Raw genomic sequence first — 20,739 nt, 5'->3', positions numbered from 1 at the left:
CCCGGAACACGACTGTGCCGCGCCCACGCTGGTCCCGCTTCACCACCACCCTCGCCATCCTGGCCGCCGCCGCGGTCGTGTTGACCGGTGGCCCCACGGCGGCGCACGCCGACCCCTCGGTCGCCGAGATCGAGCGACAGATCGACCAGGACTGGAACAAGCTCGAACCGCTCATCGAACAGCACAACGCCACCCGCATCGACCTCGCCGCCAAGCGCCGGCAGGCCGACGCGCTAGGCAAGCGGATCGCTCCTCTGCAACGCCGCGTCGACCAGGCGATGAACCAGGTCAGCGGCCTCGCCGTCCAGGCGTACAAGGGCGAGAACGTGTCCACCGTCAACGCCCTGCTGGGCAGTCGCAGCCCGAGCCAGGTGGTAGAGCAACTGGGGCTGCTGGACCGGTTCGCCAGCCGCCAGCAGCGCGAGGTGCGGGAGGTCGCCCAGCTACGCGACGAACTCGCCGCGACCAAGGCGCCGTTGGACGAGATGGTCGCCCAGCTCACCCGTACCGAAGCGCAGCTCGCGGCCCGTAAGAAGCAGATCAACACCGAGATCGACAGGTTGCAGAAGCTGCGGCTCACGGTCTACGGCAACGGCGGCGGCGGCAAGCTGCGCCCGGCCCCGTGCCCCGCCGGCTACCCCGGTGGCCCGGCCGGTACGGCGGTCAACTTCGCCTGCGCCCAGATCGGCAAGCTGTACGTGTGGGGCGCGGCCGGCCCGAACAACTACGACTGTTCCGGGCTGACCATGGCGGCCTGGGCGAAGGCCGGGGTGTCGTTGCCGCACAACGCCCGGCAGCAGCGCCAGGTCACCGACCGGGTGAGCCGGGCCGACCTGCGCCCCGGCGACCTCGTCTTCTACTACTCCGACCTGCACCACGTCGGGATGTACGTCGGGGACGGTTGGGTCGTGCACGCCTCCCAGGCCGGCAAGCCGATCACGATGAAGCGGGTCGACGACGGACCGGTCAACAGCTACGGCCGACCCGGCTGAGCCACAGCGTCCGGGCCCCGGCCCAGGGGCCCGGACGCGCGGCACGCCGCGTCAGCGGGTGGGCCAGGTGCGCCAGTTCTGCCAGGAACGGCTGGGGGTCGGCCCCCGCTGGCCCTGGTAGCGCGACCCGTACACGGCGGACCCGTACGGGTGCTCGGCCGGCGAGGAGAGCCGGAAGATGCAGAGCTGGCCGATCTTCATGCCCGGCCAGAGGGTGATCGGCAGGTTGGCCACGTTCGACAGTTCCAGCGTGACGTGGCCGGAGAAGCCCGGGTCGATGAACCCGGCGGTCGAGTGGGTGAGCAGCCCCAGCCGGCCCAGGCTCGACTTGCCCTCCAGCCGGCCGGCGAGCTGGTCGCCGAGCGAGATGACCTCGAGCGTGGAGGCGAGCACGAACTCGCCCGGGTGCAGCACGAACGGCTCGCCCGCGGGCACCTCGACCATCGACGTCAGGTCGTCCTGTTGCAGCGACGGGTCGATGTGGGTGTAGAGGTGGTTGTTGAACACCCGGAACAGCTTGTCCAGGCGCACGTCGATGCTTGAGGGCTGCACCAGACTCGGCTCGAACGGCTCCAGCGCCAACGCGCCGGCCTTGATCTCGGAGACGAGGTCCCGGTCGGAGAGCAGCATCGGGACACCATATCCAGCGCCCCGGCCGGACCCGCCCACCGGGCCGCCCCACCGGCCGGCCCCGACGCGTACGTCAGGCCGTTCGACCTGCGTGTCGGACTGATTTTAGTACGTCTGTTCGATAGGATGACCGCATGGCATCCTGGTCCGCATTCGCCGCCGACGAGCCCCGCCTCGCCGACGGGATCCGCCTTCTCCTCCAGCAGTACGGGTCGGGTTTCGGCTACCTGGCCACCGTTCGCGCCGACGGCGGTCCCCGGGTGCACCCGGTCTGCCCGCTGGTCACCGACGGCGGGCTGTTCTGCTTCGTGGTCGACTCGCCCAAGCGGCGTGACCTCGAACGCGACGGCCGCTACGCGCTCCACTCGTTCCCGCCGGAGGAGAGCGACGACGAGGCGTACGTCGCCGGTCGCGCCGAGCCGGTGACCGATCCGGCCCGGGTGGCGCTGGTGGCCGAGATCGGTCGGGCCGCTCCCCAGGTCGACTGGCGGCTGTTCGAGTTCAGCGTCGACGTCGCGATGCTCACCCGCCGTGACCACGGCGGCCCGTTCAGCGGCGACGCCGGGCGTCCCGCCGTGCAGGTCTGGCTCGACCCGGTCCCCGGTCGGCACGGTGTCGCCGGCCTGCCCGACCAGCGACCGTCCCGGCGCGGGCGGCACGGCTTCGACACCCGCCGCACCGCCGCCTGACCCGGAAACGACGGTGCCGGCCCCGTCCCCAAGGGACGGAGCCGGCACCCGACGCTGTGCCGTGCCGCCGGTCAGGCCGACGCGCGGTACGCGTTCCAGGCGTTCACCATGCGGCTCGCCTGCCCAGCGGTGAACTGGTACATGCACGAGTCGTAGGTGTAGTCCATGAAGTTGGTGATCGGGTCCTTGCCGGTCGCGGTGCAGGTGTCCCGGCCGGTCGGGCACTGGTAGGCCGGCTCACGCTCGGCCGGGGTGTCCGAGACGCCGTCGCCCGAGCCCGAGCAGCCACCCTGGAAGGTGTGGTAGAGGTTCAGCCAGTGGCCGACCTCGTGGGTGCCGGTGTCGCCCAGGTTGTAGTTGGTGGCGGTGCCGTTCGGCAGCGACTCGCCGAGCACCACGACGCCGTCCATCACGTCCAGGGTGCGCTTGGGGAAGGTCGCCCAGCCGAGCAGGTCGTCGCTCAGCTCACCCAGGTACATGTTGAGGGTGTTCTTGCCGCCGGTGCGCAGCGAGGTCTTCATCGACCGCTCGGCCGAGGAGCCCTGCACGATCGGGTACCACGACGCGTTGGTGACCCGGTTGATCTTCTGGAGCTGGAACGTGAAACCCGTGGCGGCCCCGCCGGTCGCACCGCTGTACGCCTGGTTGAGCACGCTGATCTGCGAGTTGATCATCGAGTCGGGGATGTTGCCCCCGGCCCGGGTGCTGTCCCGCTGGATGACGTGCACGACGACCGGGATGCTGATCGGGGCCAGCGCCACCGTCTTGCCCTCGGTCGAGCCGGTGCGGTAGCTGGACTTCGACCGCAGGGCGCTGTTGCGCAGGGCGGCAGCGAACTCGGCCTCCCGCTCCTGGACCTGCTTGGCGGTCAGCTCGTTCGGGTCGTGCCGCTTGTGGGCGGCCTTGCTGCCGCCACGGACGCGGGCGTCGGAGTGGACGTCGGCCGGCTCCGCGCAGGAGGTGTTGTCGGGGGCGGCGGAGTACGCGGAAGCAGCGGGTACGACGCCCACCGCAGCGGTGCTCAACAGCAGCGCGAAGGTCGTCGACGCGACACCGGCGGCACGCCGGGTCAGCAGGTTGGGACGCAGTCCCATGGGCCCACCTCTTTCTGGCGGCGCGACAGGGGGTATGTCGCGCCGAGGTCGTGAACGTGGGGGTGACGTTACAACTGATCGACACGTTTGAGAACGTCCCCAAGCTGCTTCTGTGAAACATCTGACCGTTTCTTTTGCACCCTGGGTGTCCTGATGATCACGATTGGTTGTCGACGGCGCGCGGGGGTGCCCGGGTGCGCGGGCGTGGTCACCTCAGGTACAGTGGTGCCGCTTGCGGGTGTAGTTCAATGGCAGAACATCAGCTTCCCAAGCTGACAGTGCGGGTTCGATTCCCGTCACCCGCTCCACGCACGGAAGCCCTGGGCAGGACAGACGTCCTGCCCAGGGCTTCCGTGGTTGCGGGTCACGCTGAAACAGAGCCGGGCCATCAGCAGGCCATTGCCTCGTCCTAGGCTGAGTCGCGTGGATGCTGTCGTGGCGCTACTGATGGTTGTCGGCAGCCTCGTCGTGATCCTGGCCGGGCTTGTCTGGCTCGCACGTCGGGTCCGGCGTAGTGGCGTGGGCGCTGGGCTGATGGGCCCGATCGACGAGGTATACAACCCTGGTGCCCACCGGGCCAGACAGGAGATCCAGGTACAGGACGAACGCGCGGAAGCCCCTTCGACAGCCGACAATCCGCTTCGACGTGATTGACACCTTGCGTGGTGTCGGGGCTGGCGTTACGCAGGCTGACCTCGGCGACCTGAAGCCGCCTGAGCCGTATGGCGGGGGGAGCGGATGCACCTGCGCGTCCTTTGGACCTGATGACGTGAACGATTCGCGCCGGTGGCCGCAGCGGTGTCGACGTCAGCACAGCACGCCGTCCGTCGCCGGCCACCCGTCACCCGCCGCCGGCCACCCGTCACCCGCCGCCTGCCACTCGCCGTCTGATTCGTTGACGGCATCAGCTCGAAAGGACGCGCCAGGACTTACCCGACCCCGGACTGACCTGGACGACAGCCCGGGCCGGAAACCGCGACACTCCCTCGCCGAGGATCATGTGGGTGCCATCGACCCTGCTCCGAGGAGGTCACCGTGCCGGCGAGGCTGACCCGCGACGAGGCCGTCGCCCTCATCGAGCGGATCATGCGGCTCGACTATGCCGGCGACGGTGAGCTGAACGACTGGCTGGACAGACTCGAACGCGACCTCGTCTGCCCGGACGTCTCCGATCTGATCTTCACGACCATCCCGGAGCTGACGGCCACCGAGGTCGTCGACCGTGCGCTGGCCTACCGGCCGATCGCGATGCAGGCCACCCCGTGGCCAAAGACCGAGGAGCAGGTCCGGCCCGACTGACCCACGTGCGCGCGCAGCCGGCGCGGGAACGGCGGGGCCGGTGGCGGGACGTACGCTGGTGATCATGCGGATTGGCATTGTGATCCTCCCCGACCAGCGCTGGCCGGAGGCGCGTCGGCGCTGGCAGCAGGTGGACGAGTGGGGCTTCGACCACGCCTGGACGTACGACCACCTGGGTTGGCGGGACCTGGTCGACGGTCCCTGGTTCGACTCGATGTCGACGCTGACCGCCGCCGCCATGGTCACCGAACGGGTGCGGCTGGGCACCCTGGTCGCCTCGCCCAACTTCCGGCATCCGGCGGCGTTCGCCCGGCAGGTCACCACCCTCGACGACATCTGCGGCGGGCGGCTGCTGCTGGGCCTCGGTGCGGGCGGCATCGGGTTCGACTCGGCGGTGCTGGGCGGCGAGACGCTGCCGCCCCGGCCACGCGTGGACCGGTTCGGCGAGTTCACCGAACTGCTGGACCTGATCCTGCGGGAGGACGGCACCACCTGGCGGGGCGACTGGTTCAGCGCGGTGGACGCCCGCAACAACCCGGGCTGCGTGCAGCAGCCCCGGGTGCCGTTCGTGATGGCCGCCAACGGGCCCCGGTCGATGCGGCTGGTCGCCCGGTTCGGTCAGGGCTGGGTCACCACCGGAACCGGTGAGGAGGAGCTGACGGCCTGGTGGGACGGGGTGGCGACGCTCTGTGCCCGGATGGACCGTACCCTCGGCGAGGCCGGCCGGGACCCGGCGGGCCTGCCCCGCTACCTCTCCCTGGACTCGGCGCCGGTCTTCTCGCTGCGCAGCGCCGACTTCTTCGCCGAGCAGGTGGCGCGGGCGGCGGCGCTCGGCTTCACCGACGTGATCACCCACTGGCCCCGGGCCAGCAGTTGGTATGCGGGCGACGAGGCGGTGCTGGCCGACGTCGCCACCCGGCTGCTGCCGGAGCTGCGGACGGCCTGACCGGGGTGCCGTGCCCAGGGGCGTTCAGGTGCCGAGGTCGCCGGTGGGCGTCCCGCCGTCGCCGGCCGAGACCAGCCGGAACCGGATGCAGACGATCTCGGTGTCGTCGGTGACCGGGGTGCCGACCCGCGCCCAGTAGCCGGCGTGCCCCGCCCGCCAGTCCTCGATGGACCGGTCCCCCTCCCCCTCGGAGCGGGCGAAGTCCCAGGAGACCCCGGAGAAGGGGACGACCTCGATCCCGGTCACCTCGACCACCCCGACGAGGGCGTCCCGGTCGTCGACCAGGGCCAGCCGTTCGCCGACGTGCTCCAACTCCTCGGTCTCGTCGGCGTACTCGGTGAGCAGGCCGGCGGTGGCCGTCTTCACCCCGGCCAGCACCAGCGTGTTGAGCGTGGTGCGCACCTCGCCGGGGGTGCCGAGGGCGAGCGTGCGGAGTCCGCCGATCCGTGGCCACATGCGGCCGAGGCTACCGCCGCGTCGATCTCTCGTCGCCCGGTTTCGACGCCCCCACTGTCGGCTCCGCCGTCGCTACGGTGGGTCCGACGACGGGAGGAACCATGGACCGACGCGCGGTACTCGTTCCCGGACGGGGCTACGACACCCACTACCCGCTGTTCGCCTACCCGGGTGAGGGCCTGCGCCGGGCGGGCTTCGACGTCCACGAAATCGGCTGGCAGCCGCCGGAGGGGATCGGGATGGACGGCGCGCCCCCGTCGGTGGCGATGGACTGGGTCGCCGGGCAGGTCGCCCCGACCCTGGAAACACCGACTGATCTGCTGGTCGCCAAGTCGCTCGGCACCCTGGCCGCCCCACTCGCCGCCGACCGGGGGCTGGCCGCGATCTGGTTGACGCCGCTGCTGCACCGCCCCGAGGTGGTGGCGGCGCTGGACCGGGCGTCCGCGCCTTTCCTGCTGGTCGGCGGTACGGCCGACGGGGCGTGGGACGGCGCGGTGGCGCGGCGGCTCACCCCGCACGTGCTGGAGGTGCCGGACGCCGACCACGGGCTGCTGGTGCCCGGCCCACTGGCCCGCTCGGCCGAGGTACTCGGACAGGTCTGCACGGCGGTCGAGGAGTTCGTGCGGCTCACCTGGCCGGGCTGACACCGGAGCGTGGGTCAGGGCAGGTCGGCGGGGGTGAGCAGCCCGCGTACGCCCAGTTCGGCGGCGACCGGGTCGGGCAGGTCGACGACCACCGCGGCGACGCCGACCCAGTGCGCGCCCCGGGCGGCGCAGAGGTCCCGGACGGCCCGCACCTGGGCGCCGGTGGCGACCCAGTCGTCGACCATGAGCACCCGGTCGTCCGCGTCGAGCCGGTCGTCGCGTACCGCGAGGTCGACCTGCCGGCCCCGGAAGTCGGGTGGGCTCCGGGCCCAGGTCAGCGGGCCGGCGGGGAGGCGTCCGTCACCGGGCTTGTGGGCCGGGACGAAGCCGACGCCCAGGGCGGTCGCGGCGAGCGGTCCGAGCATCAGCCCGGTCACCGCGGGGGCGACGACGACGGTGGGCCGCTCGGCGCGGAACGGCGCGACCAGGGCCGGACCGAGTGCGGCCAGCACCTGCGGGTCCCGCCACCAGCGGGACACGTCGCTGACCAGGTGGCTGCTGCCCGGCCCGGGATCGACCCAGGCGAACAGTTCGGCGAGGCGGGTACGCAGCGCAGCGGTCATGCCCACATCCTCGGCGGTGAATGCCATCGGTGGCATTCTGGCCCGTGCGGCCCAGCGGTCCTCGGCTGATCGGTCACACGTATCACTGTAATTCCGGGCATACCGCCATGATCACGTTGACTTCGGAAGTGCTTCTTTCGTTACGGTCCGAGCCGTCATGCAGGCATACGAAAGGACCGAGCCGGTGGTCGGCAGGCATTCCCGTACCCGGATCTTCTCCTCGCCCGCCGGCATCGCCGCCACCGCCGCGCTCGGTGTCGCGCTCGCCGTCGGCGGCACCGTCGGCGCGGTGCAGCTGACCGCCGACGACGCGCCGGCCACCGTGGTCGTCGACCCGGTCGCCCCCAGCACCGCCGCCACCACCGACGCGCCGACCCCGAGCCCGTCCCCGAGTGTCACCGCCTCCCCGAGCGCCAGCCCGTCGCCCACGGTCACCGCCAGCCCGAAGGCCACCCGCACCCAGGCCGCCTCCCGGAGCAAGCCGCGCACGGCCGCGCCCAAGCCGTCCGCCACCACGAAGAAGGCGACGCCGAAGAGCACCGTGGTCGACAGCGGCTCCTGCGGCGCGTCCTTCTACGACGAGGGCCAGTTGACCGCCAACGGGGAGAACTTCGACCCGGGCGCGATGACCGCCGCCCACAAGACCCTGCCGTTCAACACCAAGGTCCGGGTGACCAACCCGGCCAACGGCAAGTCCGTCACCGTACGGATCAACGACCGTGGCCCGTTCATCGACGGGCGTTGCATCGATCTGTCCCGGGCCGCCTTCGCCGCGATCGCCTCGGTCGACCTGGGTGAGCTGACCGTCAGGTACGAGGTGCTGGGCTGACGGCGAACGGTGACAGCAGCGGGACGGCCGGGTAGAACACCCTCAATCGTGGGGCTAGGTTCATTCTCCGGCCCGGTTCCATCAGGCATGCTGTCCCACGTACGTAAACATGCCTTCCAGTTGGGCCGAGGCCCACTGAGTCCCGGGTCCCGCGCCGGCGTCGGCGCGGCCGTCGGGCTGCTCGCGCTCGTCTCGGCGGTCGAGTCGGCCGACGGCCGTGCGGTGCACTACGTCGCGCTGATGGCGGTGGCCCCGATCCTGGCCGCCGGCTTCGCCTCGTGGCGCGCGGTGGCCGGGGTGGGTTTCCTCGCGCTGCTGGTCGGGGCGGGTTTCGCGGTGGCCGATCCGGCGATGAAGCTGACCACGGCGGTGTCCCTGGTCGGGATCGCCTTCGCCACGGTGGTGGCGGCGAGCGTGGCGGCGGTCCGGCAGGGGCAGGTGGAGCGGATCGGCGAGTTGTCCAGGTTGGCCTCGGTGGCCCAGCAGGCCGTGCTGCGTCCGCTCGGCCCGCAGGTGGGCACCCTGGCGGTGGCGGCGCGGTACATCTCCCCCACGGCCACCGCCGAGATCGGCGGTGACCTGTACGAGGCGATCGACACCCCGTACGGCGTGCGCATGATCATCGGGGACGTGCGGGGCAAGGGGCTGGACGCGGTCCGGCTCGCCAGCATCGTGCTCGGCTCCTACCGGCACGTCGCCTACGAGCGGCCCGACCTGCGGGCGGTGGTGGCCGACCTGGACCGGGCGGTGGCCCGCAACGTGGGGGACGAGGACTTCGTCACCGCCGCCGTGGTCGAGGAGCGCGGCGGGACGCTGACCATCGTCAACTGCGGCCACCCGGCGCCGCTGCTGCTGCGCCGGGGTGCGGTGATCCCGCTGGAGCCGCCCGCCCCCGCCCCGCCGTTGGGGTTCATGCCGGTGGTCCGGCCGCGGGTCGAGCGGTTGGAGCCGGGGGACCGGCTGCTGCTGTTCACCGACGGTCTCGGCGAGGCGCGGCGCGACGGCGAGTTCTTCCCGACCGCCGACCGGGCCTGGCGGCTGCTCGGCCACGGCACGGTCGGCGACGGCCTGGCCTCCCTGGAGACCGCGCTTGTCGAGTGGGTGCACGGCCGGCTCGACGACGACATCGCCCTGGTCCTGATGGAGTACACCGGCCCGCGCAGCGGAGCGACGGTGGCGGTGCCCTCGTGGGAGGTCGGCGCGACCGAGAGTTGAACCGCCGGGTGTGTAATCGCCGTCACTTCCGTGGCCGGGTTGTCGCTGCCTACCCGTGAGTAATACAGTGGGGGTTACTGATCGGTAACACCTGTCCGGAAGCGGGGCCAGCGAACATGACCCACTACAAGAGCAACCTTCGGGACCTTGAGTTCAACCTGTTCGAGGTCTTCGGGGCGGACCAGACATTCGGCCAGGCGCCGTACACGGACCTGGACGTCGACACCGCCCGCAGCTTCCTCTCCGAGGTCGACCGCCTGGCCCGCGAGGACCTCGCGGCCAGCTACCAGGACAGCGACCGCAACCCGCCGGTCTTCGACCCCGCCACGCACACCGCGCCGCTGCCGGAGTCGTTCAAGAAGTCGTACCAGGCGTTCATGGACTCCGAGTTCTGGCGGCTGGACCTCCCCGGGTCCCTGGGCGGCAGCAGCGCCCCGCGCGCCCTCTGGTGGTCGCTCGCCGAACTCGTGCTCGGCGCCAACGCCCCGGTCTGGATGTACGCCTCCGGCCCGTCCTTCGCGCACGTGCTGCACGTCGAGGGCACCGAGGAGCAGCAGAAGTGGGCCAAGCTCTTCATCGACAAGCAGTGGGGCTCCACGATGGTGCTGACCGAGCCGGACGCCGGCTCGGACGTCGGTGCCGGGCGCACCCGCGCCGTCCAGCAGCCCGACGGCTCCTGGCACATCGAGGGCGTGAAGCGGTTCATCACCTCCGGTGAGCACGACCTGAGCGACAACATCGTGCACTACGTGCTGGCCCGCCCGGTCGGTGTGGAGGGCGTCGGCGGTCCGGGCACCAAGGGGCTGTCGCTGTTCGTCGTGCCGAAGTTCCACTTCGACGCCGAGACCGGTGAGCTGGGCGAGCGCAACGGCGTCTTCGCCACCAACGTCGAGCACAAGATGGGCATCAAGGTCTCCAACACCTGCGAGGTGACCTTCGGCGAGCACGGCGTACCGGCCAAGGGCTGGCTGCTGGGCGACAAGCACGACGGCATCCGGCAGATGTTCATGATCATCGAGTACGCCCGGATGATGGTCGGCACCAAGGCGATCGCCACCCTGTCCACCGGCTACCTCAACGCCCTGGAGTACGCGAAGAACCGGGTGCAGGGCGCCGACCTGATCCAGCAGGCCGACAAGGCCGCGCCCCGGGTCACCATCACCCACCACCCGGACGTCCGCCGTTCGCTGCTGATGCAGAAGTCGTACGCCGAGGGCCTGCGGGCGCTGGTCTGCTACACCGCCACCTGGCAGGACAGGGTCGCGGTCGCCGAGGCGGCCGGCGACGAGGCGGCCACCAAGCTGGCCAAGCGGGTCAACGACCTGCTCCTGCCGCTGGTCAAGGGCGTCGGCTCGGAGCGGGCGTACGAACTGCTCGGCCACGAGGCGCTCCAGACCTACGGCGGTTCGGGCTTCCTCCAGGACTACCCCCTGGAGCAGTACGTCCGGGACGCCAAGATCGACACCCTGTACGAGGGCACCACCGCGATCCAGAGCCTCGACCTGATCTTCCGGAAGATCGTCCGGGACAACGGCCGGGCGCTGACCGCCGTCGCCGGGGAGATCCAGGAGTTCATCACCACCGAGGCCGGAAACGGGCAGCTCAAGGAGGAGCGGCTGGCGCTCGGCCGGGCACTCGCCGAGATCCAGAACATCCTCGGCGTGCTGACCGGCTGGCTCGGCGAGGCCCAGGGCGGCGACGCCCGCAGCCTCTACAAGGTGGGCCTGAGCAGCCGCCGCTTCCTGCTCGCCCTCGGTGACCTGGTGGTCGGCTGGCTGCTCCAGAAGCAGGCCGACGTGGCGCTGAAGGCACTGGCCGGCGAGGTCTCCGCCACCGACCGGGCGTTCTACACCGGCAAGGTGGCCGCCGCCCGGTTCTTCGCCCGTGAGGTGCTGCCCCGGATCGGCGCGGACCGGCGGATCATCGAGGGTGCCGACCTGGACATCATGGACCTCCCGGAGGAGGCGTTCTGATCCCGGCCGGTCGATAGTTCGCAACGGGGCCGATGTTGCGGTATCCGAACGCCTGGATACCGCAACATCGGCCCCCGTCCCACCTGCCCCCGGATTACCCGCCCCGATCCCGGTAGGCGGGAGGCTGGGCGGGTAAGCCGCGCGGACCACGTCGTCAGGGCACGCCCAACGGCCACCGCACGGGGGAGTGCAGCGCACATGGGTATCGGTAGCGGCATCTTTCTCATCGCGCTCGGCGCGATCATGACGTTCGCCATCCGGGCCAACGTCTGGTGGATCGACCTGCGCGCGGTCGGCTGGGTGTTCATCCTGGCCGGGCTGGCCGTACTGCTCACCACGCTGTGGTTCTGGCAGGACCGGCGCAAGCGGGCCCGCACGCTCATCGTGGAGGAGAACCGGCTCTCCCACCCGACCGCGATGATGCCGCCGCCGCCCGACCCGCCGCCGCCCACCGCGCCCCCGTCCTGACCGCGCCCGGCCCCCTCCTCACCGCGCGCGATCCGCCGGCCCGACGGGAGGTGCCGGGGGACGACCGGGCCGGTCCCGGGAAGGTCGCTGGCCCGCCCGGTCAGCCGCGTGCGATGTGCCGGTCGACGATCGGGGCGGCACCGGGGGTCAGTTCCGCCCACGGCACCGCTGCCCGGTGCACCACCAGGTCGCTGGTCCGCAGCCCCTCCCGGTCGGCCCGTTCCGGGTCGAGCAGCGCCGAGAGCAGCGAGACGCCCGGATTGTGCGCGACGAGCAGCACCGTGCCGGCCTCCGGTTCGACCGTCCGGACCAGGTCGAACAGGTCGTCCGGGTGCGCCTCGTACGCGGCGGCGGCGTACCGCACCACCGGAGCCGTCCCCGCCGGGCCACCCTCCGGCGGGGACCCGGTCATGCCCAGCGCCACGTCGTGCCAGGTCTGCCTGGTGCGGCGGGCCGCCGAACAGATCACCACGTCGGGGAGCAGACCCCGCCGGGCCAGCCACGCACCGGCGGCGGCGGCGTCCGCGTGCCCGCGTGCGGTGAGCCTGCGCTCCACGTCGGGGCCGGTCGTGGGTTGTTCGGCCTTGGCGTGCCGGAGCAGCACCAGTGTCCGTGTCTCGGCCTCGCCGTCCGTCATCGCACCAGCTTGCCTGATTGGGGCGGGGGCCGCCTGGGTAAGTCGATGGATGCCACTCGCTCATCGATGCCCTCGATGGCCGTGGCGGGTGGGTAACGCCAGCTGACAGCCAAGGAGGCGACGTCATGGGCATCGGTGCCAGCATCTTCCTCATCGCGGTGGGCGCGATCTTCGCGTTCGCCGTCGACGCCAACCTGGGATGGCTCAACCTCGACGTGGTCGGCTGGGTGCTGATGCTCGCCGGCGTCGTCGGGCTGCTGACCACCCTCTACTTCTGGAACAGCCGCCGCCGGGCCGTCGTCACCACCGCGGTGCGGCAGGACCAGGTCGTCGCCGACCGGGTCGTGCCGGTGCAGGGCGGCCAGGTGGTGCGCGAGGAGTACCGCGAGACGCGCGGCTCGGGTTACCCGGTCTGACCGTCCCGCACCCCACGAACTCGAGGGCCCCGCAACGGCGCGGGGCCCTCGAACTGTCTGCGGCGAGTGGTCAGGCGAAGAGGGCGAAGTAGATCGCGATGTGGTGACAGAGGGCGGCGATCAGGGTGCAGGCGTGGAAGAACTCGTGGTGGCCGAAGACGGTGGGCCACGGGTTCGGCCGGCGCAGCGCGTAGCAGACGGCACCGATGCTGTAGACCGCGCCGCCGGCGGCGAGCAGCACCAGCACGGTGACCCCGCCCTGGCTCAGGATCTGCGGGAGGATCGCCACCGACACCCAGCCGAGGGCCAGGTAGAGCGGCGCGGAGACCCAGCGTGGGGCGTGCGGCCAGATCAGCTTGACGGCGACACCGGCGAGCGCCCCGCCCCAGACCAGGCCGAGCATCAGGACGGCCGTCGGCCGGTCGAGCAGCAGGACACAGAGCGGGGTGTACGTCCCGGCGATGAACACGAAGATCATCGAGTGGTCCATCCGGCGCATGATCTGGTAGCCGCGCTCCGACCACACCCGGCGGTGGTAGAGGGCGCTGGTGCCGAACAGACCGCAGACTGTCACGCTGTAGATCAGGCAGCTGACCAGGGGTGTCCAGCCTGGCCGGGTGGCCGCGACCGCACTGAGGACGATGCCGCAGACGACCGCGACGAAGAACGCGTAGGTGTGCAGCCAGCCGCGCATCCGGGGCTTACCGATGTCGACAGGCTTGAGTCGAAGCGGTGCGGAGGTGGTCACGGAAACAGGTTACGGCACCGTAGGTTACTTCTAGGTAGTGCGACAGGTCACGACCCCGGTCGGGTCCACCTACCCTGGACGGCGCATCGATCGGAGAGTATGGCGGAATGCGGATCCGACCCGTGGGCCGGCACGCCCTCCTGCTCGACTGCGACGACCCCGCCCAGGTGGAGCGGTGGTGGGCCGAGCTGTGGCGACGCCGGGAGGCCGGTGAGCTGACCGCCGCCGAGATCGTCCCGGCCGCCGGTACCGTCCTGCTCGACGGGGTGCCCGACCCGGAGTCGACGGCCGCCCGGATCGCCCGCTGGACCCCCGGCCCGGCCGTCGCCGCCACCGGGGTCACCACCGTCGAGGTGCCCACCGTGTACGACGGCGAGGACCTGCCCCGGGTCGCCGAGCACTGGCGGTCGACCGTGCCCGAAGTGGTGCACCGCCTGGCGAACACCGAGTTCCGGGTGGCGTTCTGCGGGTTCGCCCCCGGCTTCGCCTACCTGACCGGGCTGCCCCCGCGGTACGCGGTGCCCCGACTACCCACCCCGCGCCCCCGGGTGCCGGCCGGCTCGGTGGCCCTGGCCGGGCCGTACGCGGGGATCTACCCGAGCGCGTCGCCGGGCGGCTGGCTGCTGGTGGGGCGGACCACGCTGACCCTGTTCGACGTGTCCGCCGACCCACCCGCCACCCTCACCCCGGGCACCCGGGTCCGGCTGGTGACCGGATGACCGGGCGGCCGGCTGAGCAGGGAACCGTAGGCGCGATCGAGGTACGGCGGGCGGGGCCGCGTACCACTGTGCAGGATCTGGGGCGGCCCGGGTGGGCGCATCTCGGCGTACCCCGGTCGGGGGCGCTCGATCCGGCGGCGCTGGCGCTGGCGAACCGGCTGGTCGGTAACCAGGCGGACGCCGCCGGTCTGGAGCTGACCCTCGGCGGGTGCGAGCTGCGGCTGACCCGGGCCGGCACGGTGGCGGTGACCGGGGCCGACGTCGACGTCCGGGTCGACCGGCGGCCCGGTGACGTGGGCCGGCCGCTGACGGTGCCGGCGGGCGCGGTGCTGCGGATCGGCACGCCCCGGCACGGGCTGCGCAACTGGCTCGCGGTCGACGGCGGCATCGCCGTCGCGCCGGTGCTCGGCAGCCGGTCCACCGACACCCTCGCCGGCCTCGGCCCGCCCCCGGTCCGTGACGGCGACCTGCTCCCGCTCGGCCGACCGGCCGGCCCACCCGCCCCGGTGGACTTCACCGTCGGCCGGCCGGTGCCGGACGAGCTGTGGTTGACCCTGCGCCCCGGCCCGCGCGCCGACTGGTTCACCGCCGGGGCGATGGCGCTGCTGCTCGGCACGGCGTACACGGTGAGCCCGGTCAGTGACCGGGTAGGCGCGCGACTGGTCGGCGCGGCGCTGCCCCGCGCGGTGGCCGGGGAGCTGCCCAGCGAGGGCGTGGTGCTCGGCGCGGTGCAGGTGCCCGCCGACGGCCAACCGTTGATCTTCCTGGCCGACCATCCGACCACCGGCGGCTACCCGCTGATCGGGGTGGTGGACGACGTGGCGGGGCTCGCGCAGGCCCGGCCGGGGACTACGGTGAGGTTCCATGGACCTCAACGCTGACCTCGGCGAGGGATTCGGCATCTGGCGGCTCGGCGACGACGAGGCGCTGCTCGACCTGGTCACCTCCGCCAACGTGGCGTGCGGTTTCCACGGCGGCGACCCGTCGACCATGCGCCGGGTCTGCGCCGCCGCCGCCGAACGCGGCGTCGCGGTCGGCGCGCAGGTCGGCTACCGGGACCTGGCCGGTTTCGGCCGCCGGCACATCGCGTACGGCTTCGACGAGCTGCGCGACGACGTCACCTACCAGCTCGGGGCGCTCGACGCGTTCTGCCGGCCGTACCGCACCCGGGTCCGCTACCTCAAGCCGCACGGCGCGCTCTACCACGCGGCGGCCACCGACGAGGTGCAGGCCGCCGCCGTGGTCGCCGCCGTCACCGGGTACGACCACGAGCTGCCGATCCTGTGCGCGCCCGGCTCCACCCTCGCCCAGCTCGCCGTCGGCGCGGGACTACGGGTGGTCGCCGAGGGCTTCGCCGACCGCGGTTACCTGCCCACCGGGGCGCTGGTGCCGCGTACCGCCCCGGGCGCGCTGGTCACCGACCCGGAGGAGGTGGCGCTGCGGGCGGTCCGGATGGCCACCGAGCACACGGTGGTGGCGGTCGACGGAACCGTGGTGCCGTGCCCGGTCGCCTCGATCTGCCTGCACGGGGACAGCCCCGGCGCGGTCGCCTCGGCCGCCCTGGTGCGGGCCGCGCTGATCGACGCCGGGGTCACCCCCACCCCGTTCGCCTGACGGCTCGCGCTCAGGTGTCCAGGCCGCGCAGCACCAGCGGGAGCCGGGTCGCGCCGTCGTCGACCACCCGTACCGGGACGCCCCAGTCCTGCCGGGTCAGGTGGCAGGCGGCGTGCTCGACGTCGGCGTCGCAGGTGGCGGCCTGGGCGGTCACCTGGAGCACCCCGTGGGGTACGGCCGGGTCGACCACCAGCCGGCGGGACAGTTCGGTGCCGGTGCCCGCCCCCTCGACCAGCAGTTCCGGCGGCGAGGCCGAGACGACCAGCCGGGTCGACGGCCCGTACGTCTCGTCCAGCTTCTGCCCCGGTGCCGGCGTGAAGATCACCTCCAGGGTCACCTCGCCGGCCGCGACGTCCGTGGGTTTGCGTTCCAGCCGGTGCCGGGGACCGTCCACGGTGTCCGCCCCGGCGGCGGTCAACGCGCCCGGGGCGAGCCGGGTCAACCGGTGCGCGGCCGACTCCACCACCAGCACCCCGCCGTCGGCGGTGAGCACCAGGTCGCTCGGCTCGGCCAGCCCGTCGGCCACCGTGGCGACCAGGCCGGTCGCCGGGTCGAAGCGGCGTACCGCGCCGTTGTAGGTGTCGGCGATCAGCACCGAGCCGTCGGGCAGCGCGCACACCCCCAGCGGATGCTGGAGCAACGCCAGGTCGGCCGGCCCGTCCACGTGCCCGAAGTCGAACAGCCCCTGCCCGACGGCGGTGCCGAGCACGCCGTTCTGCACGTACCGGATGGCGCTGGTCTCGCTGTCGGCGACCCAGAGCCGCGCGCCGTCGGCGGAGACGGACAGGCCGGACGGCTGGGCCAGCCACGCCTCGGGCAGCGGGCCGTCGCGCAGCGCCTCGACGGTGGTGCCCGCCCACATGCCGGCGGTGCGCTTGACCGGGTCGAACCACCAGAGCTGGTGGATGCCGGCCATCGCCACGATGACCCGGTCGTCGTACCAGGCCAGGTCCCACGGGGACGACAGGTCGACGGAGAGCGCGTCGTGGGCGTGGTCGTCGACCGTGGAGCGCCACTGCCGGCCGGTGCCGGCGACCGTGGTCACCTCGCCGGTGTCCAGGCGTACGCCGCGCAGCAGGTGGTTGACGGTGTCGGCGACCAGCAGGTCGTAGCCGGCGACCTCGGCCACGTGTGGGGGCAGCAGGCAGAGCCCCTGCGGCTCGGCGAACCCCGCCGAGGCGGCCGGCCCGTCGACCCGACCCCGCTCACCGGAACCGATCCGCCGGACCGGCGTCTCGCCGTCCGGGGCCAGCTCGACCAGGCTGTGCCGGGCCGAGTCGGAGACCAGCAGGTTCCCGCCGTCGAGCAGCACCGCCTTGCCGGGGAAACGCAGCGTCGTCTCGGGAGGCGTCGGCGGCACGTACGGCCCGTCGCCCCGGTGCAGGGTGCCCTTGGCCTCGTGGGTGGCGATCAGGTCGTCGACCAGCCGGATCAGCCCCTCGGCGTGCCCCTCGCCGGCCATCGTGGCAACCACGTACCCCTCCGGGTCGACCACCGCCAGGGTGGGCCACGCCTTCGCCGCGTACTGCTGCCACATGTCCAGCTCGGGGTCGTCGAGCACCGGGTGGTGCACGCCGTACCGTTCGACGGCGGCGGCCAACGCGGCCGGGTCCTTCTCGTGCTCGAACTTCGGCGAGTGCACCCCGACGACGACGAGCACGTCGGCGTACTTCTCCTCAAGCGGGCGCAACTCGTCGAGCACGTGCAGGCAGTTGATGCAGCAGAAGGTCCAGAAGTCGAGCAGAATGATCTTTCCCCGCAGGTCGGCGAGCCTCAGCTCCCGCCCACCGGTGTTCAACCAGCCCCGACCCCGCAGCTCTGGTGCCCGTACCCGTGCGCTCATGCCCCCATCGTGCCGCACCGCCTGCCGACGGGTCGCACGAAGGGCTCAGTGGTCGGGTGGCTGTGCCCAGGACAGGAAGCGGTCGGTGAGGTTGTTCGACCGGCCGCTGTCGAGCTGGGTGAGGTGGTCTTCCGCCTCCCGTTGCAGCCTGGACAGCAGGGCCAGCAGAGCCGGCCGGTCGTCGGCGAACGTGGCGAGCAGGACGAGTTTCGCCTCCCCGCACGGCCACGGGTTCGCGTCGAGGCGGCACAGCCAGATCGGGCGCAGCGGTCGGTGGGCGAGCCCGTCGAGCGGCGTCACGCCGACACCGCCAAGCCGCGAGCTGCCGACCTGGTCGCTGCCCGTGGTGCGGGCGGCCGGGCCGCTGCCGGAGGCGGACAGGGGAGCCGACGCACCCCGGCGCGGCGGACGTACAGCTCGCGCCGTCGTCGGGCCAGGCCGTCCGGCCCCAGCTCGTACGCCTCGATCCAGGCCCAGCCGTCGTACGTGTGGCGGTCGGTCAGCTCGCGGATCACCCGTACCGTGATCGGCCGGACGAACTGCGGGCTGGCCTCGCGGGTCAGGTGGAGCAGGTCGCCGCCCCTGAGTCTCGGTTCGTTCATCGCCCCGGCCCCCGGTTCCGGCTCTCCGTCCAGCGATCCGCCAAGACGACGTTCGTCATCCGGCCCGGTCCCCGGTAGGGCGGGATGAACGGCCCGATCGGGCCGGGGACGATCGGCGGCGCGGGCGGTGGTGGTGGGGGCGGCGGGGTTGGTTGGGGTTGGGGCTTCGGAGCGGGCTTCGGTTTCCGGGCACGACTCTCCCTGTGACGGCATGGCGTCGGGCTGCCCCGGTGCTGCTGTCGGGGCAGCCCGACCACGAACGCGACCGCCGGGCTTCTCCGCACCGGTCGCGCCGTTCCGTCTTCCACCCTGGACTTCCGCCCATTGGCTTCGGAATAGTGATCAGGTGATCGCGGAGCGCAACGAAACGTTGTGAGCTGGCAAGGAATACAGAGGATCGCCGTGGAAGGGTGTGGAAGCCGTGGGAATCTCTCCGTCGGAGTACCTCCTTCGAGAACTGCGGCGACGTCGGGCGGCTGCCGGGCTCACCCAGACGCAGCTCGGCGAGCGAATCTTCTGCTCGGATTCGCAGGTGAGCGCGATCGAAACCGGGGTGAAGCCGCCGACCCTGCCCTACCTGGCGTCGGTGGACGAGGCGCTGGGAACGGAGGGTTACTTCACGACCCTCTGGGACGAGTTGGTCAAGAGCGATGCGGCCCCGGTATGGCTGCGCGAGTGGATCGAGATCGAGCGCGAGGCGACCGCACTTCGCTGGTATGAGCACGCCTTCGTGCCCGGCCTCCTACAGACCGAGGGGTACGCCCGTGCCACCTTCCAGGCGGCCCGGGTGCCGACCGTGGAGCTTGACCGGCGAGTCGCGGCCCGGCTCGAACGGCAGGTCGTCCTTGACCGTGACCCCGCACCCCAACTCTTCGTCGTCTTGGACGAGGCCGTCCTCCGACGGGCGTGCGGTGGGCCTGCCGTCATGGCAGAGCAGCTTGCGCACCTCATAGCCTGTGCTGAGCAGCCACATATCCAGTTGCGCGTCGTCCCGATGTCCGCTGGCATGTATCCAGGCCTGGCCGGGGCATTCATCATCGCTGACCTGCCCGACGGCTCCCGGACCGGATACATCGACAACCAACTGGCGGCGCAGGTCGTGGGGCAGGCTGAGTTGATTGCCGACCTCGGTGTGTCGTGGGACGCTATCCGAGGCGAGGCGTTGCCGCTGGGCCTGACCCTGGAACTTCTCACGGAAGTAGCGAGGACATGGACCTGACCGGTGCCAAGTGGCGGAAGTCTTCCCGCTCGTCCACCAATGGCGGTGCATGCGTCGAGGTTGCCGGGAATCTGGTCGACGCGGTCGGCGTACGGGACAGCAAGGACCCGAACGGCCCTGCTCTCGTCTTCGCCCCGACGGCCTGGCGAGCATTCGTCGGCCGACTCCCCGAGCGGGCCTGATCGTTCCAGTGCCGATGCGCTCGGTGCAATTGTGCTGGGAGCGGTGAGATGAACGCCAACCCGGTGCCGCCGCCCACGCCAACGGTCATGCCAGGCTAGTCCAGCCGCTCATCGTGCACCAACGAGGGAGAGGCGATCTCGACGTAGGCTCGAAGGGTTTCATGTGCTTCGTCCCACGCGGATACCGCTCCCCGTGTAACGCTGATGCATGCCTTAGCCAATTCTGGCAAGAGATCAGGTGCTAGTTCCGGATGGCGGCGCGAAAACTCGACCAACGTTCCTTTCGCCTCCCGGCGCACATTGTCATTGCTGTCCGTCAAGAGGATTAGAAGTACCTTCTGGAGTTTTTTGAAGGCTGTCGCGTATCGCATTGCCCGTACCGCGTTTGCCCTTGTTTGCACTGACCTTCCCGCGGCAGCGAGGTTGGTCAGTATGGTCGTGATGGGTTCGGTGAGTGCGCCGCCTTGGGCCAGCGCCCGGATCGCCTGGATCTGTACGTCCGCGTTGGTGTGGGTGGTGGCGAGGCTGGTCAGTGCGGTCGTGGCGGTTTCGGTGAGTGTGCCGCCTTGGACCAGTACCCGGAACGCCTCGATCTGCATGAACGGGTCAGTGTGGGTGGTCAGTGCGGTAACGGTGGGTTCGGTGAGTGCGCCGGTTGCGGTCAGTGCCCGGAACGCCTCGATCTGTACGTCCGGGTCGGTGTGGGTGGTGGCGATGTTGGTCAGTGCGGTGATGGTGGGTTCGGTGAGTGCGTCGTGTTGGGCCAGCACCTGGAACGCTTCGATCTGTACGTTCGGGTTGGTGTGGGTGGTGGCGATGTTGGTCAGTGCGGTGATGGTGGGTTCGGTGAGTGCGTCGTAATGGGCCAGCGCCCGGAACGCCTGGACCTGCACGAATGAGTCGGTGTGGGTGGTGGCGATGTTGGTCAGTGCGGTGATGGTGGGTTCGGTGAGTGCGTCGT

General features: G+C 71.5%; 26 protein-coding genes and 1 tRNA gene. 17 read left to right on the top strand and 10 right to left on the bottom strand.

Annotated elements, in window-relative coordinates; translation table 11 throughout:
* Positions 1-14 precede the first annotated feature (14 nt).
* Positions 15-992: a C40 family peptidase gene (locus B5D80_RS21485; protein ID WP_245854847.1), complete on the top strand. Its 978-nt coding sequence runs from the start codon at positions 15-17 to the stop codon at positions 990-992.
* A 51-nt stretch (positions 993-1,043) separates the two neighbouring features.
* Here the strand turns inward: B5D80_RS21485 and dcd are convergent, their stop codons facing one another.
* A complete protein-coding gene (gene dcd / locus B5D80_RS21480) occupies positions 1,044-1,622 on the bottom strand; it encodes a dCTP deaminase (RefSeq protein ID WP_088645715.1) in 579 nt (192 codons plus the stop codon).
* A gap of 134 nt (positions 1,623-1,756) precedes the next feature.
* Between dcd and B5D80_RS21475 the strand changes: the two genes are divergently transcribed.
* Positions 1,757-2,311, top strand: coding sequence for a pyridoxamine 5'-phosphate oxidase family protein (locus B5D80_RS21475; protein ID WP_088645714.1), 555 nt, complete (start codon positions 1,757-1,759; stop codon positions 2,309-2,311).
* A 71-nt stretch (positions 2,312-2,382) separates the two neighbouring features.
* On the opposite strand, the gene B5D80_RS21470 is transcribed toward B5D80_RS21475, so the two are convergent.
* Positions 2,383-3,405: a zinc metalloprotease gene (locus tag B5D80_RS21470; RefSeq protein ID WP_088645713.1), complete on the bottom strand. Its 1,023-nt coding sequence runs from the start codon at positions 3,403-3,405 to the stop codon at positions 2,383-2,385.
* Between the two features lie 234 nt (positions 3,406-3,639).
* Here B5D80_RS21470 and B5D80_RS21465 point away from each other — a divergent pair.
* From B5D80_RS21465 to B5D80_RS21450, 4 genes are all read left to right on the top strand, one after another.
* Positions 3,640-3,713: transfer RNA gene (locus B5D80_RS21465), tRNA-Gly, on the top strand.
* Between the two features lie 115 nt (positions 3,714-3,828).
* Positions 3,829-4,059 carry a hypothetical protein gene (locus B5D80_RS21460; protein ID WP_211291599.1) on the top strand — a complete coding sequence of 77 codons (231 nt, stop codon included), beginning with the start codon at positions 3,829-3,831 and terminating at the stop codon, positions 4,057-4,059.
* Positions 4,060-4,440: 381 nt separating this feature from the next.
* Positions 4,441-4,704 carry a bacteriocin immunity protein gene (locus B5D80_RS21455; protein ID WP_088645711.1) on the top strand — a complete coding sequence of 88 codons (264 nt, stop codon included), beginning with the start codon at positions 4,441-4,443 and terminating at the stop codon, positions 4,702-4,704.
* A gap of 58 nt (positions 4,705-4,762) precedes the next feature.
* The gene (locus tag B5D80_RS21450; protein WP_211291598.1) at positions 4,763-5,650 is read left to right on the top strand and encodes an LLM class flavin-dependent oxidoreductase; all 888 of its coding nucleotides are present in this window, start codon (positions 4,763-4,765) and stop codon (positions 5,648-5,650) included.
* Between the two features lie 24 nt (positions 5,651-5,674).
* Here B5D80_RS21450 and B5D80_RS21445 read toward each other — a convergent pair whose 3' ends face one another.
* Positions 5,675-6,106, bottom strand: coding sequence for an ASCH domain-containing protein (locus B5D80_RS21445; RefSeq protein WP_088645710.1), 432 nt, complete (start codon positions 6,104-6,106; stop codon positions 5,675-5,677).
* Between the two features lie 101 nt (positions 6,107-6,207).
* On the opposite strand from B5D80_RS21445, the gene B5D80_RS21440 reads away from it, so the two are divergent.
* On the top strand, positions 6,208-6,750 hold the full coding sequence (locus tag B5D80_RS21440; RefSeq protein WP_088645709.1) for an alpha/beta hydrolase: 543 nt from the start codon (positions 6,208-6,210) through the stop codon (positions 6,748-6,750).
* A 14-nt stretch (positions 6,751-6,764) separates the two neighbouring features.
* Here B5D80_RS21440 and B5D80_RS21435 read toward each other — a convergent pair whose 3' ends face one another.
* Positions 6,765-7,313 (bottom strand): phosphoribosyltransferase, encoded by a 549-nt coding sequence (locus B5D80_RS21435; RefSeq protein WP_088645708.1) that lies wholly within the window; start codon positions 7,311-7,313, stop codon positions 6,765-6,767.
* 157 nt (positions 7,314-7,470) lie between these two features.
* Here B5D80_RS21435 and B5D80_RS21430 point away from each other — a divergent pair, with 157 nt between their 5' ends.
* The 4 genes from B5D80_RS21430 (at position 7,471) to B5D80_RS21415 (ending at position 11,798) form a co-directional block, all read left to right on the top strand.
* On the top strand, positions 7,471-8,142 hold the full coding sequence (locus B5D80_RS21430) for a septal ring lytic transglycosylase RlpA family protein (protein WP_425437230.1): 672 nt from the start codon (positions 7,471-7,473) through the stop codon (positions 8,140-8,142).
* Between the two features lie 87 nt (positions 8,143-8,229).
* Positions 8,230-9,357, top strand: coding sequence for a PP2C family protein-serine/threonine phosphatase (locus B5D80_RS21425; RefSeq protein ID WP_088645706.1), 1,128 nt, complete (start codon positions 8,230-8,232; stop codon positions 9,355-9,357).
* Between the two features lie 116 nt (positions 9,358-9,473).
* Positions 9,474-11,330, top strand: coding sequence for an acyl-CoA dehydrogenase (locus B5D80_RS21420; RefSeq protein ID WP_088645705.1), 1,857 nt, complete (start codon positions 9,474-9,476; stop codon positions 11,328-11,330).
* Positions 11,331-11,528: 198 nt separating this feature from the next.
* Positions 11,529-11,798, top strand: coding sequence for a DUF6458 family protein (locus tag B5D80_RS21415; protein WP_067300694.1), 270 nt, complete (start codon positions 11,529-11,531; stop codon positions 11,796-11,798).
* Positions 11,799-11,898: 100 nt separating this feature from the next.
* Here the strand turns inward: B5D80_RS21415 and B5D80_RS21410 are convergent, their stop codons facing one another.
* Positions 11,899-12,435, bottom strand: a complete 537-nt coding sequence (locus tag B5D80_RS21410; protein ID WP_088645704.1) for a SixA phosphatase family protein — start codon at positions 12,433-12,435, stop codon at positions 11,899-11,901.
* Between the two features lie 125 nt (positions 12,436-12,560).
* On the opposite strand from B5D80_RS21410, the gene B5D80_RS21405 reads away from it, so the two are divergent.
* A complete protein-coding gene (locus B5D80_RS21405) occupies positions 12,561-12,851 on the top strand; it encodes a DUF6458 family protein (RefSeq protein ID WP_088645703.1) in 291 nt (96 codons plus the stop codon).
* A 70-nt stretch (positions 12,852-12,921) separates the two neighbouring features.
* Here B5D80_RS21405 and trhA read toward each other — a convergent pair whose 3' ends face one another.
* Complete coding sequence (trhA, locus tag B5D80_RS21400; protein ID WP_088645702.1) at positions 12,922-13,599, bottom strand: PAQR family membrane homeostasis protein TrhA; 678 nt, start codon at positions 13,597-13,599, stop codon at positions 12,922-12,924.
* Positions 13,600-13,706: 107 nt separating this feature from the next.
* On the opposite strand from trhA, the gene B5D80_RS21395 reads away from it, so the two are divergent.
* The 3 genes from B5D80_RS21395 to B5D80_RS21385 are packed head-to-tail and all read left to right on the top strand — an operon-like array spanning position 13,707 to position 15,932.
* Entirely contained in the window at positions 13,707-14,318 is a 612-nt protein-coding gene (locus tag B5D80_RS21395) for a 5-oxoprolinase subunit B family protein (protein ID WP_088645701.1), read from the top strand.
* The gene (locus B5D80_RS21390) at positions 14,315-15,199 is read left to right on the top strand and encodes a 5-oxoprolinase subunit C family protein (protein ID WP_088645700.1); all 885 of its coding nucleotides are present in this window, start codon (positions 14,315-14,317) and stop codon (positions 15,197-15,199) included. The genes B5D80_RS21395 and B5D80_RS21390 overlap by 4 nt, the downstream gene beginning before the upstream one ends.
* On the top strand, positions 15,183-15,932 hold the full coding sequence (locus B5D80_RS21385) for a LamB/YcsF family protein (RefSeq protein ID WP_088645699.1): 750 nt from the start codon (positions 15,183-15,185) through the stop codon (positions 15,930-15,932). Before B5D80_RS21390 ends, B5D80_RS21385 begins: the two co-directional genes overlap by 17 nt.
* A gap of 10 nt (positions 15,933-15,942) precedes the next feature.
* Here the strand turns inward: B5D80_RS21385 and B5D80_RS21380 are convergent, their stop codons facing one another.
* From B5D80_RS21380 to B5D80_RS21370, 3 genes are read right to left on the bottom strand one after another with little or no spacing between them, the layout of a single operon-like run.
* The gene (locus B5D80_RS21380) at positions 15,943-17,775 is read right to left on the bottom strand and encodes an NHL domain-containing thioredoxin family protein (RefSeq protein WP_088645698.1); all 1,833 of its coding nucleotides are present in this window, start codon (positions 17,773-17,775) and stop codon (positions 15,943-15,945) included.
* A 45-nt stretch (positions 17,776-17,820) separates the two neighbouring features.
* Positions 17,821-18,075: a flavin reductase gene (locus B5D80_RS21375; RefSeq protein WP_245854845.1), complete on the bottom strand. Its 255-nt coding sequence runs from the start codon at positions 18,073-18,075 to the stop codon at positions 17,821-17,823.
* The gene (locus B5D80_RS21370; protein WP_088645697.1) at positions 18,072-18,377 is read right to left on the bottom strand and encodes a hypothetical protein; all 306 of its coding nucleotides are present in this window, start codon (positions 18,375-18,377) and stop codon (positions 18,072-18,074) included. The genes B5D80_RS21375 and B5D80_RS21370 overlap by 4 nt, the downstream gene beginning before the upstream one ends.
* Before the next feature lie 412 nt (positions 18,378-18,789).
* Here B5D80_RS21370 and B5D80_RS21365 point away from each other — a divergent pair, with 412 nt between their 5' ends.
* Both B5D80_RS21365 and B5D80_RS21360 read left to right on the top strand, forming a co-directional pair.
* Entirely contained in the window at positions 18,790-19,596 is an 807-nt protein-coding gene (locus tag B5D80_RS21365; RefSeq protein ID WP_425437228.1) for a helix-turn-helix domain-containing protein, read from the top strand.
* Positions 19,587-19,778 carry a DUF397 domain-containing protein gene (locus tag B5D80_RS21360; RefSeq protein WP_088645696.1) on the top strand — a complete coding sequence of 64 codons (192 nt, stop codon included), beginning with the start codon at positions 19,587-19,589 and terminating at the stop codon, positions 19,776-19,778. The genes B5D80_RS21365 and B5D80_RS21360 overlap by 10 nt, the downstream gene beginning before the upstream one ends.
* 95 nt (positions 19,779-19,873) lie before the next feature.
* Here the strand turns inward: B5D80_RS21360 and B5D80_RS21355 are convergent.
* A partial coding sequence (locus B5D80_RS21355) for a HEAT repeat domain-containing protein (protein WP_211291597.1) occupies positions 19,874-20,739 on the bottom strand: 866 nt, incomplete at its 5' end.

Source organism: Micromonospora wenchangensis (genome assembly GCF_002210435.1).
GTDB lineage: Bacteria > Actinomycetota > Actinomycetes > Mycobacteriales > Micromonosporaceae > Micromonospora > Micromonospora wenchangensis.
Note: the sequence above shows the minus strand (reverse complement) of the source record. Positions and strands in the feature narration are given on the sequence as shown.

Bases quoted from the DNA above. Each gene is read 5' to 3' on its own strand.
- B5D80_RS21390 (WP_088645700.1), top strand. From the start codon at position 14,315: ATGACCGGGCGGCCGGCTGAGCAGGGAACCGTAGGCGCGATCGAGGTA.
- B5D80_RS21420 (WP_088645705.1), top strand. From the start codon at position 9,474: ATGACCCACTACAAGAGCAACCTTCGGGACCTTGAGTTCAACCTGTTC.
- B5D80_RS21380 (WP_088645698.1), bottom strand. From the start codon at position 17,775: ATGAGCGCACGGGTACGGGCACCAGAGCTGCGGGGTCGGGGCTGGTTG.
- B5D80_RS21360 (WP_088645696.1), top strand. From the start codon at position 19,587: ATGGACCTGACCGGTGCCAAGTGGCGGAAGTCTTCCCGCTCGTCCACC.
- B5D80_RS21415 (WP_067300694.1), top strand. From the start codon at position 11,529: ATGGGTATCGGTAGCGGCATCTTTCTCATCGCGCTCGGCGCGATCATG.
- B5D80_RS21385 (WP_088645699.1), top strand. From the start codon at position 15,183: ATGGACCTCAACGCTGACCTCGGCGAGGGATTCGGCATCTGGCGGCTC.
- B5D80_RS21410 (WP_088645704.1), bottom strand. From the start codon at position 12,435: ATGACGGACGGCGAGGCCGAGACACGGACACTGGTGCTGCTCCGGCAC.
- B5D80_RS21440 (WP_088645709.1), top strand. From the start codon at position 6,208: ATGGACCGACGCGCGGTACTCGTTCCCGGACGGGGCTACGACACCCAC.
- B5D80_RS21435 (WP_088645708.1), bottom strand. From the start codon at position 7,313: ATGACCGCTGCGCTGCGTACCCGCCTCGCCGAACTGTTCGCCTGGGTC.
- dcd (WP_088645715.1), bottom strand. From the start codon at position 1,622: ATGCTGCTCTCCGACCGGGACCTCGTCTCCGAGATCAAGGCCGGCGCG.
- B5D80_RS21395 (WP_088645701.1), top strand. From the start codon at position 13,707: ATGCGGATCCGACCCGTGGGCCGGCACGCCCTCCTGCTCGACTGCGAC.
- B5D80_RS21430 (WP_425437230.1), top strand. From the start codon at position 7,471: ATGCAGGCATACGAAAGGACCGAGCCGGTGGTCGGCAGGCATTCCCGT.
- B5D80_RS21425 (WP_088645706.1), top strand. From the start codon at position 8,230: ATGCTGTCCCACGTACGTAAACATGCCTTCCAGTTGGGCCGAGGCCCA.
- B5D80_RS21470 (WP_088645713.1), bottom strand. From the start codon at position 3,405: ATGGGACTGCGTCCCAACCTGCTGACCCGGCGTGCCGCCGGTGTCGCG.
- B5D80_RS21370 (WP_088645697.1), bottom strand. From the start codon at position 18,377: ATGAACGAACCGAGACTCAGGGGCGGCGACCTGCTCCACCTGACCCGC.
- B5D80_RS21475 (WP_088645714.1), top strand. From the start codon at position 1,757: ATGGCATCCTGGTCCGCATTCGCCGCCGACGAGCCCCGCCTCGCCGAC.
- B5D80_RS21445 (WP_088645710.1), bottom strand. From the start codon at position 6,106: ATGTGGCCACGGATCGGCGGACTCCGCACGCTCGCCCTCGGCACCCCC.
- B5D80_RS21405 (WP_088645703.1), top strand. From the start codon at position 12,561: ATGGGCATCGGTGCCAGCATCTTCCTCATCGCGGTGGGCGCGATCTTC.